This is a genomic window from Vibrio sp. (genome assembly GCF_038138445.1).
In the GTDB taxonomy this organism is placed as follows: Bacteria; Pseudomonadota; Gammaproteobacteria; order Enterobacterales; family Vibrionaceae; genus Vibrio.
In genome coordinates, this window is record NZ_JAYQDQ010000110.1 from 1 (window position 1) to 11,058 (window position 11,058).

8 protein-coding genes, 1 tRNA gene and 2 pseudogenes are annotated in these 11,058 nt (G+C 41.1%); 4 read left to right on the top strand and 7 right to left on the bottom strand.

Features of this window, described 5'->3' with window-relative positions; genetic code table 11:
* Nucleotides 1-129 precede the first annotated feature (129 nt).
* The 5 genes and pseudogenes from AAFM34_RS18710 to AAFM34_RS18730 all read right to left on the bottom strand — a co-directional run bounded on the left by AAFM34_RS18710 (nucleotide 130) and on the right by AAFM34_RS18730 (nucleotide 6,449).
* A complete protein-coding gene (locus AAFM34_RS18710; protein ID WP_341665466.1) occupies nucleotides 130-1,191 on the bottom strand; it encodes a YiiX/YebB-like N1pC/P60 family cysteine hydrolase in 1,062 nt (353 codons plus the stop codon).
* 379 nt (nucleotides 1,192-1,570) lie between these two features.
* A complete protein-coding gene (locus AAFM34_RS18715; RefSeq protein WP_341665468.1) occupies nucleotides 1,571-2,698 on the bottom strand; it encodes an HNH endonuclease in 1,128 nt (375 codons plus the stop codon).
* 3 nt (nucleotides 2,699-2,701) lie between these two features.
* Nucleotides 2,702-3,313, bottom strand: coding sequence for a class I SAM-dependent methyltransferase (locus AAFM34_RS18720; RefSeq protein WP_341665470.1), 612 nt, complete (start codon nucleotides 3,311-3,313; stop codon nucleotides 2,702-2,704).
* A gap of 447 nt (nucleotides 3,314-3,760) precedes the next feature.
* Nucleotides 3,761-3,848 (bottom strand) — tRNA-Ser (locus AAFM34_RS18725).
* A gap of 171 nt (nucleotides 3,849-4,019) precedes the next feature.
* Nucleotides 4,020-6,449: pseudogene (locus AAFM34_RS18730) on the bottom strand (ATP-binding protein).
* 122 nt (nucleotides 6,450-6,571) lie between these two features.
* On the opposite strand from AAFM34_RS18730, the gene AAFM34_RS18735 reads away from it, so the two are divergent.
* Entirely contained in the window at nucleotides 6,572-7,144 is a 573-nt protein-coding gene (locus AAFM34_RS18735) for a UPF0149 family protein (protein ID WP_341665472.1), read from the top strand.
* A gap of 132 nt (nucleotides 7,145-7,276) precedes the next feature.
* On the opposite strand, the gene AAFM34_RS18740 is transcribed toward AAFM34_RS18735, so the two are convergent.
* Nucleotides 7,277-8,317 carry an ion channel gene (locus AAFM34_RS18740; RefSeq protein ID WP_341665475.1) on the bottom strand — a complete coding sequence of 347 codons (1,041 nt, stop codon included), beginning with the start codon at nucleotides 8,315-8,317 and terminating at the stop codon, nucleotides 7,277-7,279.
* A 195-nt stretch (nucleotides 8,318-8,512) separates the two neighbouring features.
* Between AAFM34_RS18740 and AAFM34_RS18745 the strand changes: the two genes are divergently transcribed.
* A complete protein-coding gene (locus AAFM34_RS18745) occupies nucleotides 8,513-8,989 on the top strand; it encodes a GNAT family protein (RefSeq protein ID WP_341665477.1) in 477 nt (158 codons plus the stop codon).
* A 68-nt stretch (nucleotides 8,990-9,057) separates the two neighbouring features.
* On the opposite strand, the pseudogene AAFM34_RS18750 reads toward AAFM34_RS18745, so the two are convergent.
* Nucleotides 9,058-9,501, bottom strand: a pseudogene (locus tag AAFM34_RS18750) (DUF2000 domain-containing protein).
* Nucleotides 9,502-9,956: 455 nt separating this feature from the next.
* Between AAFM34_RS18750 and AAFM34_RS18755 the strand changes: the two are divergent.
* Both AAFM34_RS18755 and AAFM34_RS18760 read left to right on the top strand, forming a co-directional pair.
* Nucleotides 9,957-10,826: an isochorismatase family protein gene (locus tag AAFM34_RS18755; RefSeq protein ID WP_341665479.1), complete on the top strand. Its 870-nt coding sequence runs from the start codon at nucleotides 9,957-9,959 to the stop codon at nucleotides 10,824-10,826.
* A gap of 39 nt (nucleotides 10,827-10,865) precedes the next feature.
* The gene (locus tag AAFM34_RS18760; RefSeq protein ID WP_341665481.1) at nucleotides 10,866-11,000 is read left to right on the top strand and encodes a hypothetical protein; all 135 of its coding nucleotides are present in this window, start codon (nucleotides 10,866-10,868) and stop codon (nucleotides 10,998-11,000) included.
* The last annotated feature ends 58 nt before the right edge of the window (nucleotides 11,001-11,058 follow it).

The window sequence follows — 11,058 nt, forward strand, 5'->3', positions numbered from 1 at the left end:
TCACTCTTATCGCGGTGAACAGCGCTTCATGCGACTTCACGTCGCACGGACAATTTCGTGTTAGTGAATCTACTAATTTAGGTATTTACGGATTACTTCGAGTAAGGCAAACCGTGCCATAGTCGTTTGTTAGTTTTTATTTTTGAGCAGGCTTTCCAATGATGTGATTTTTTGCTGAACATGATGAGTATTGCAGCCACATCGAGTTAAAGCTTGTTCAATAACAATGAAACGATGCAGCGTCTCTCTGAGGAGATTTTCATACAGTTTGATATGTAACTTCGAAAACGTCAAACGCGCTTGTTTAAAGTTATGCCTCGCAGCTATCAAGTTTTCAGTATGTCTTTTTACTTCTCTGTCGTTTAAAGCTATCTCTTCTCGAACAATTTTGTTCATGTCATTAGAGTTGCTTAAAACTGCGTAGAAGCCATCTGGGCAATACCTCATTGTATTGACTTGCTGATCTACGTTATACAGCTCAAAGTATTTCGTAGCTTTTGCCAGCTTACATAAACGATTGTCAAATTTGCGGTCTTGCATGAGAGCTTGTGTGACATCATTGATGGTTTGTATTTCCACTCCCTCTTTCTTGTAAAGATCTCGAGCGTTATTTAACCACTTATATGTTTCCTGCAGATTTTCAATATTCGGATCTTTTCTATTGTAGATTTCTAAATCATCTTCTGTTGCTAGCCGCACACAATCAGCGACTTCAACCAACAGTTCAGAGTGATTCAAGTCTTCAGGGGTACAATAGTCTGGATTACTTACTAAATTAATACCCGACTTAGCATAACACTGAGCTACGAGCCTCGAACAAAACTGCTTTTTACTTTTTGATGCTTTCTCAGTTTTAGTTATAGATTTTGTTGCTTCTCTTTTCCCATATAGTGTGCCAACGAGGTAACTTGATTCCTTGCATATAGCCAGTTTAACGTCATCTGAAATAGAATCTTTTAGGCGCAATACTTTTAGGTCTTTTACATCATCAACCAAAATCCTTTGTGGATTCTTAGAGAAAACACCACCATCTGATGTTGCATGATTTAAAGAATGCCCGACATAAAGCATTGCATGAGAATAGCGACTATTTGTAGCTGCCTTTATCAAGTCACTAACCCATTTAGTGTTCCCAGACTCTAAAACAATATCTGCATGTTCTAGTTTTTCAAGATCTAGTAAATATTTCATTTTATCCCGCTGATTAATAAAAACTAACGCTTATTAGACGACAAATTGTCGTCTTTCATCCTTCTATAATGCATTCATTCTCATATTAAATAAACTAACAATCAATACGTTATGTCACATAAAGGGAAGTTAGACTGCAAGATGTCGCCTAATGACAGGAGTGAACAGTTATCAACTCAATCGAATAAGTTTTGGTAGGGTAAACGCACGCCCTCTGAATTGAGTAGAGTATTTAATCTAAGTGACTTCGGGGCAATCCAGTCACAGGAAAAAGTCAATATACCAATACGAAAGGAGTCATTCAGGATGAATTTTTTACCCTTCTAATCACGCTAAATTGCACGCTTAGAGAGTTTAGCGTGTCAACTTCAGCCCTCATTCACAACCCTTTAAACAGCTCTCCACGATGGTAGCGCAGGTATGGCTTGTGTTCAGCCATAACATTAAATGACATATCTTCTCTGAGACCCAGTACTTCCGGTGTTTCAAGGTAGTGTGAAATCAGCACTTTGCCACTGTCATCAAACGATATAAAACCAAGATCAAACGCTTTATCCAAATTAGCCAACAATAATAAGCCATTGAACTTATCCAACCTTTCTTGATGATTTGAATCTCGCCAAGGTTTAATATGAGAAGCAAGTAACATTTGACTATTTCGATAGCCGGTGACAGCGCAGCCACCCCACATTTTCAGTAGTTGGGCTCTGAAATAACCTTGGCCAACCCTAGCACTTACCATGATGCTCTTTTCTGTATCGGTAAGCGTTTTATCTACCATAACTTGTCGAATATCTGCATTCACATCGATTTGGGCGAGATCGGCTAAAAAGCGTTGGTAATGAGATAGCGCCTCACTATACAAACCTTGCTCTTTCCCATCTCGCAGTTTAAAAATATCTAGCCGCCGCACTTTTTCTTCATACTTAGCAAACTGCCGATAGGACTTTATGCCAGTAATAGGTTCACAGATGTCACCAGTATCCATAAGCCAATTAGAAATTGAGCCTTCTATTGCACCAAGGTATTTCCCAGCCGTTTTCTCTGTTTTTCCAACATCCATGAGCCATTGGAGATAGCGAGAAGACATATCAGAAAAATTCGAAATCAAGGCATCTTTAAGTTCATTGGTCACAATAAAACTCCTCATATAATCAAAGAGTTCTTGATCCAGATAAGCAAAGGCTATCGCTTTTGCAGAGTAACGATTAGTGGAACCTTCTTCATATCCCGCGTTGTAGGATAAATGCCAAAAGCCTTCACTTCGCAAAAAGAAATAAGGATTTTCAGGGGTATTTTTGTCATTTCCCTGGGCAAACTTTTCAAAGTGCTGCGTAAATCTATCTTTAAGGACTTGGTTAAACTCAATTTTATTTGAGGTAATGATACTTGCTTGAATTAAATCCATAACCGCCAATAGCATGCACACTTTATGTGGGCTTTTTTTACCATTGGCGTTATTCATAGTCAGGCTTCGAAATTTATCTAAGTAATATTGATACGACACAAGTTAATATTCCTTCAATGAAACTGCTTTTTTGATAACCACCGTCTGCCACCTGATATCCTCTCGATTGAGTGAATCGTCATCCGTTGCAACATGATAAATCTCAAAACCTACTCCAGAGCATAAAAGGCTTAATTCATTGACAGAAACACCAAAGGTCTCACGACCATCTTTAAACTCACCGTCACGCAAAGTCACTATTAGAGTCCCATTACTTGCGAGCAATTCGTGCAGCCTTTTTATGGCAGCGGCTCGCTGCTTAGAATCTAAATGCATCCAAACCGCAGATAAAAGTATCAAGTCATAGTGGTTTGAGCTGGTTGTTACATTCTGCAAATAAGGTAGCGAGTCCTCTATCCAACATATTGCTTGAGTGCTGCTTTTCTTTGCCAATTGCAGAAACTTTTTACACGGCTCGACGGCTACTGTTGAACATTCTTGAGCCGCAAACCATCTGGCGTCTCTGCCAGAGCCAGCACCAACATCTAAAACGTTAGCCCCACATTTGGGCCAGAAAGTAGACCATGACCTATGGACAGTTTCGAATTCAAGCGAGTCATATTGCTTTGCTAAGCGCGTGGCATGCTTGTGGTAAAAATCTAATGTCGAATTCATAAATCAACCCTTCCGCAAACGAGGCAAGTTGCAAAGATACATCTTGGAAAAACTCAACGAACTAAAAAATTAGCTTGTACATCATATGTTTATTGGGGAATATAATAAACGGAAACTAAGCAGATTTCTTCGATGATCATATTTTATTTAAATAAAAGGAATTAATTCGTTTCTTCAAACCCAAAACACCAAAGCTCTACACTGGCTTTGGTGTTCTCGAAGAAAGTTTTGGATGAGGGCTAGATCTTATACTCTTTTACCTCAATTCGCTTGAGCATTGCTTCGAGTTCGGCGGGTGAGGATAAGCCTACTCCGGTTTGCGAGACCGCGAGTGCGCCCATGGCCGTTGCGTGGGCGAGTTGTTTGAAACAATTGGCTGTTTAGAAGAGTGAAAATATTTTCCACCAAATACAACAAACCCCAGCATTTCTGCTGGGGTTTTGAATGTGGCGGTGAGTGAGAGATTCGAACTCTCGATACGTTGCCGTATACACACTTTCCAGGCGTGCTCCTTCAGCCACTCGGACAACTCACCGAAATAAATTGTGGTTGGTTTGAATAACCAACGAGGCGCTAATTTAATGATTCTATTGGGGTAGGTCAAGCTTCTTTCGGAAAAAAAGTCTCACTCGTTGATCGTTTGATTATTTAATAGCTGATTCGAGCGGATTTTCTCCGCTCTTTGGCTTTGGGGGATAATAAATAGCTACCCACAATAGTCGTTTAGGGAGACAGTGAGGACATCCAAATCAGACTGAGCTGGCGCTTCTTTGTGGGAAAGTTTCTCTTGCACTGCATTAAGGGTTTGGATCAAGAGATCATCCTTTAGATCGGCGATTTCATTTCTTATCCGTTGGAAATACTCTTCAGCGTGTGCAAAATCTTGATCATCGAGCGCCATAAAGAAATTTACCAGCAGTGGTTCCATTTGCAGTGGTTCCGCTTCTTTACGCTCCCTCAGGCCCGGCTTGTATTGGTATAAACGATCGGAATACCGATACAAAGCATCATCGAGCTCAGTTTCGTCAATCGGTTTCGAAATGACGTAATCGACGCCAGAGCCCACCATACGTTCACGCGTCTCTTTGAACACATCGGCGGTACAGCCGAGTATGACAATCTTTGCTTTCGAGCTGCTTAAGGCGCGAATGGCAATGGTTGCTTCAACCCCATCCATGATCGGCATATGATTGTCCATTAGGATTAAGTCGTAATTATTGTTAGCAAGCTTCTCTAAACAAATCTCGCCATTTTCAGCAACTTCACACTCGAACCCTTTACCTGTCATGAAAGTATTCATAATGATGGCGTTGGTTCGGTTGTCTTCAACAATAAGCGCTTTTAGCCCCTGATAATTGAGGTTATTGTGCTCTTCTATTTCAAGTGAATGTGGCTCACAAGGCGCCATGCCTAGGGTGACTCTAAAGCTAGTACCAATGCCAACTTCACTGGTCACTGTTATCTCCCCGCCCATTAGGTCTGTGATTTGTTTGACTATCGCAAGGCCAAGGCCAGTGCCGCCAAAGCGCCGTGTAGTCGATGATTCTGCCTGTTCAAATGGGCTAAAGATCTTATCGTGCGCTTCTTTGGCAATGCCTATGCCGGTATCGCGCACTTTAATTTCTAGGAAGTTACGGCCTTGCTGCCTAAACTCGCGAAAATAGACTTCCACATAACCACGTGATGTGAATTTTACGGCGTTATTGAGAAGGTTAAACAACACTTGACGCAAGCGCGCTTTATCTGACGAGTACCAGCGCCCCTGCGGGACTTCAGAATAGACTTTAAATTGCAGTCCTTTTTCCGCACATAAGGTAAAATACACACTATTCACGCTGCCCAATATTGACTCAAGTGGGAATGGATGCTCTTCCAGCTCCAAGAAGCCTTGTTATATTTTTGAGAAGTCTAGGATCTCGTTGAGTAAGGTCATCATATGATCGCCTGAGTCATACAAGGTTTTCATATGTTTAAGCTGCTCTTGGCTTAAATCAGTTTTCATTAATATTTGCGCCGTACCCAGTACACCATTCATAGGCGTTCGAATTTCATGTGATAGGGTTGCCAAGAAGGCACTTTTGGCTTTTGTCGAGGCCTGAGCTTTTTGTTTTTCTTGCTCTAAGAATTTGGTTTTCTGGTTAAAGTTTTCAATCAGTTGACGAATTTCATCTTGGCTGTTGTAACGAATATCTATTGCCCCTCCTGTGCGAGAGTCATTGACTTTTTCAGCAATCAACACAATTGGAGAGATAAGAAAACGATTGATCAGTACATAGCCCATCACCACACACATTAGCATGATAGGAATGATGCCCGCTTCGACTTTCGTCACCACATAAAATGCTTCTTCATCTACCAGCCGATTGGCATTCACAACGTCTATATTCCACTGAAAATCGCCAAATTCTGTACTGCTCATGTAAATGTTTTTTACAACCTGAAAGTTGTAGTCGGTTATGACGTCACCGTAAGAATCTCTGAGTACTATGCCTAACTCGTAATCCTGAGCATGTTCACTAACAAATTCGACCAAACTCTCTAATGAGACATCAATGGTCGCCACGCCAGCCGGCTCTCCACCTTTAAAATAAGGTGATGATGCCGTGATCATTTGCACATGTGTAAAGGAGTCGATATACACCTGCGACCAAATCACCGTACCTGGCGGTTTATCAACTACTGCGGTATACCATATCTCATTGTCATAACCACCCGATTCAGGGTTATCCCATGAAAAGACCTGATCGACTAGGCCGTCGCTAGCACGGTTAAAGAACAGGCTGCTATAAGCTTTTTTCTTATCAATTGAGTATGGTATTGGCCAAAGCCCACCACTAACCACCACGCCATCCAGCACTGAAAATAGCTCATACAGCATCTCTGCTTGATGCGCTTGAGATTCATCTGTATTGCCAATGCCAACCACACTCTGCAAAATTCCAACAGAGCTATTGAGCGGCTCTTCAATTTCACTTGCAATCAACTCGGTTCTTAAGTCGAGATTCTTTTCCAATTGCTCTCTAATTGGTGGCTCAACCACGAGATAACTCACCGAACCAATGATCGCAATAACGATGGCCAAATACACAGTGAGGGCTAAAAAGCTCTTTCTTTTTAGCGAAGAACGTATTTCCATAAGCCTTTGAATTTTTACCGTTTGGGTTAAATTATAGCGAATATACGCAGGCTGTGGCCTTTTTATGTCTGGTTTGGACTGTTAATATTATCTCAAATTGACATGACCGCTTGGTATTTACTTTGACACTAAACGAAATACTCGCCCAACCCGAGCTAAAAGATAGACTTATCAACGAAGCTAAGACGCAAGGTTTTGTGACTGCTATGGCAGCCGCACCTAACCTGCTTCCTCCTCAAGAGTGGATTCCTTTTCTTTGGGGAGGTGAAGAAGTGGCGCCATTTGGCGATGGTGAGCAGCTAGAAAGCTACATTGAATTAGTTATTGCAATGTGGAACGAATATCGCCCAGACCTTCTTGAAGATCAGTGGGTGTGGCCAGCTGAATGTAAGCTTGATGATGCCGATATTGTAAACCAAGCCGCTCGCGATTTTTGTGAAGGCTTACTTCAAGGCTGGCAGTTAACCAGAGATGACTGGGAAGCTATCATGCCTGAAAGCAGCGAAGACAATGCGTTACTTGGTGGTGTTTTGTTATCGATTAGTATGCTTTATGACCCAGAAACTTGCCTCGCAACACTAGCTGAGCAAGGGGTTGAAGGCTTAGAGCAATTTGAAGAAATCTTCAATGCCATTCCCCCAATGTTATGTGGCCTGACGGCTCGCGGCGCACTGCTGGTCGATCAAGATATGTAACGTAAAAGCCGGCACTGAAATGCCGGCTTTTACTTTGTCTTGCCTTAAACACTACTATAAGGCAGGTAGCGGGCTAGGTCTTAAGTGATTAATGGACTGGCTTAATCTATGGATATACAAACGGCCTTATCACTACTTTTCCTTCAATAACTTCCAATTAAAAACATCTATACGCTCATCCGCGATATAAAATAAACGACTGCCAGCTGACACAGAGGTTGCCAATTCAGGGTTAAGCTTAATACCAGATCCTGTATCTATGGCGATCAGCGTCGCTTGGTATTCTTGCTTTATAAATGTGAAAAGAGATTCTACACGAGTGTCAGCGGCATCTTGAGGGTAAAGCACAGAATATTGAGTCATGCCTCTAGTAGAAGCGAGTAGCTCTTGATGGAGCGCACTTGAACCTGGATCTACCGCCGATTTAGCAAGCATCTCAGCCCCAACGGCTGGAATACATTCCGCTTTAGGGCAATGCTGACTGAGCAAATGCCCCAAGGCTTCATCTTTAAAATACGCCAGAAGATGAGCGTTGGGGTTGATATTGGCACAATAGAGAGCAGCTGATAAAGTAATATCATCTTCAAGGTTATCGACAATGATGCAGCTTGCCTCGCCCACATTGGTTAGTTTCATTTCTTGTGAATCGGTGTAACTGGTCACTTTGACAAAGCCAATTTGACCAGGCAACGGATTTTCAATCTCAGAACGACAGCACAACACAATCGGGCGTTTCCCTTCTTCTTCATGCTGCAACATACGAATGAGGTGTATTGTACGCTGGCCATTCCAACCCAAAAGTAATATGTGATTATCCATCCTAATTCTCCGCTTACCTAGTATACCTGCCCGCCAATACTCTATTGCTCCAGATGCCGCTCGGCCCAACACCGCAGCAAATAAACTTAAACCGCCCGGAATAACAAATAATGTGACAACCCATTTACCTGCATCCGATGAAGGTGATAAATCGCCATAACCCACAGTTGAAGCGGTCACCATCAAGTAATAAACAAACTGTGAACCGTTTTGTGTTAGATCAACTTCGCCAGCAAGCCAAAGCAGCCACCATGAAAGCCCTACATATAGAACACTTAAAATAAAAATATTTTTGTTACTAATATGAAAGACATGCGACTCAAACCATTTTTTGACGACTAACCATATGCCCATAAGTGCACCATAGATTCAGTAAGGTGGACGAATATAAAACAAACTAAGATTTATCAAAGATAAACAACAGTCACAAACCTATAAATGTGATTTATATCAGGTTATTAGTGTTCAGCTCGCTTATAAGGAGATAGGTATAGTAGCTTAAGCTACCTAAGTCTACTGGCAATAAGATAAGTATCGAGAGAAACAACCATGGAACTGAGAGCATTTAATACTCAAGATTACAGCCTACTTATCCACTGGATTGACTCTGAAAAACTCAATTATCAATGGGGAGGACCAAACTTCAGCTTCCCTTTAGATGTAACTCAAATTGATGAGCACTATAATCAAGCCAATGTTTTTCCATTTATCTTTGTCGTAGAAGGGAAAGAGGCTGGATTCGTTGAATTATTTAAAGTCTCAGATTCGCACTTTCGCATATGCCGTGTTTTTGTATCTGAGCACTTTCGAGGGCAAGGCATCGCAAAACTGATGTTAGCCAATCTCATCACTCTGGCCAAACAAAGTTACCGAGCTGAAGTGTTATCACTCGCTGTGTTCAACACAAATACAATCGCAAAACGTTGTTATGAGTCATTAGGCTTTGTCGAAACTGCTCTTGAAAAAGGGGAGCGCTCTTGGGACGGTCAAGTTTGGGACCTGATCACTATGGAAATGCGATGTTGAAAAGCTCTTAGCCAATGATAAAAAAGAGCAACTTTTATCAGCTCTGATTAGCCTGCCCTTGTCACCATTTACTTAAAAAGGCTAAACTTTCCGGTAATTTCTTTTAGCTCAGCAGTATCTCCAAACATACAAATACCGAAATACTCTAAGTCTTGTTCTGCTTTTTCCGACGTAGCGATAACTTGCTACTGGGACGAGCCAACAATCATGGTGTCTGTAAAATCGGTAAATGGAATGTTTCGCTCTAGGAGCTCATTGCGAACTTTTCTGATTTTATTTGAGTTGTCAGCTTTTAGTACAATGAAAGGATAATGTGAAATCGATGGATGTATGCCTTCATCCTTATCTTGATATTGCAAAAAACAAAGTTTTTCAACATCACCGACTTGATCTACTAGCCCCACCGACATGTGACCCAGCGCATTAAATAGTCTCCCCATTTCCACTTTTTTATTGAGTACAGCGACAAACCTCTTTGAATGCTCATCGGGAAGACTTGAAGAGTCGAACATACCACACCTTCTTTTTCTACTTATTAGCCGAGCCTTAGTAGCTCGTTTTATACAAAGCGATACATCAGGTAACTAAATGGAGTTAATGATTTAGAAACTTAACCGACGTAGCACTTAGCTGTAATAGCCAACATGAGAGTTTAATTAAGCATTAATATGCTCTGTGTTGACTATTTTCCTATCAAGGGCATTATTTTATAAACAGTAGACATTTACAATGAAAATATATATTTATTAGATAGATAGAGTGTTCATTACTCTTGGCTTCGAGCCATAATTTCGGTGTGACTTACTAAGTGGCAGCTTTAATGTACATCAAGGTATGATAAAAACCCGAGTTCATTTAGGTAGTTTAAAGCGCAAAATTGGTAGAGTGCACTAAAATGAAACCTGTTGCATTAACCAATCTGTCAATTTGCCTTGTTGAAGGCCAAAGAGATTTAAGGAATAAGGCCATGCCACTACCAACAAACGTCAGTTATCCAATGCCCAGTAGGACATCATTTTTAAACAAAACAGACTGGCAGCTAGAACCCAACAGAGCTGTACTTCTAATACATGACATGCAGCGCTATTTTGTTGATATCTACGACCAAGACTCTGTTTTGCTCCCCACTTTGTTAGGTAATATTGCCAAGATCAAAGACTGGGCAAAACAAAAAAACATACCTATTGTCTATACACAAATAACGTTTAACACCATAAGCCATGATCATCCTTTAATTGAGGATTTTTGGGGCTTCGAGGAAATCCCTCCCTGTTCAAAAATAATTACCCCCTTTGTTGCTCCCGAAGAAGGAGACGTTTTAATTGAAAAGTCACATTACAGTGCAATGCAGTCTGACGAATTAGCTCAGCACCTTAAAGAGTTGGGTCGAGACCAACTGTTAATTACAGGTTTATATGCTAACTTGGGCTGTAGAATTACAGTCACAGATGCACTTGAGAAAAATATACAAGCTTTTCTCGTTAGTGATGCGATAGCAGATTTGTCATATCAAGATCACCTTAACGCACTTAGCTATGTGGCTAACTATACAGGTTACGTTATTAACACACAGACAGTGCTAGAGCCAAAGACAGTACTAAGCTACCAGTGGCTTTATGAAAAGGTACAAGCCCTACTTGACGACCCTAGAGGACTCGATCCGGAAAAAAGCCTTCTTAACTGTGGCTTCGATTCCAACCGAATAATGAAGATTGCCTCAGACCTAAATCAAATTGGTATCACTATTGACTACCAAGAGTTAACTCATGAGCCCAGTGTGGTTAATTGGTGGACACTATTGGAAGAAAAGAAAAGAGCGATAATCATTGGCCAATAGAACCCCATGACAATTTAACTTAAGGCGCATAAAAACTTTATGCGCCTTATCATTATTCAACTTATCACCATGCCACACATAGACAGCAAAGAGCAATTAGACCCAGTCATTGAAGATATCATCACCGACTTGCAGCCTAATTATGAAATACTTAGTGTCTGCGGGCAGAATTAATGAAACGTAAGCTGGCGGTAAACCCCATCTAATCATTTCCTTTTAAATTCGGTATTGT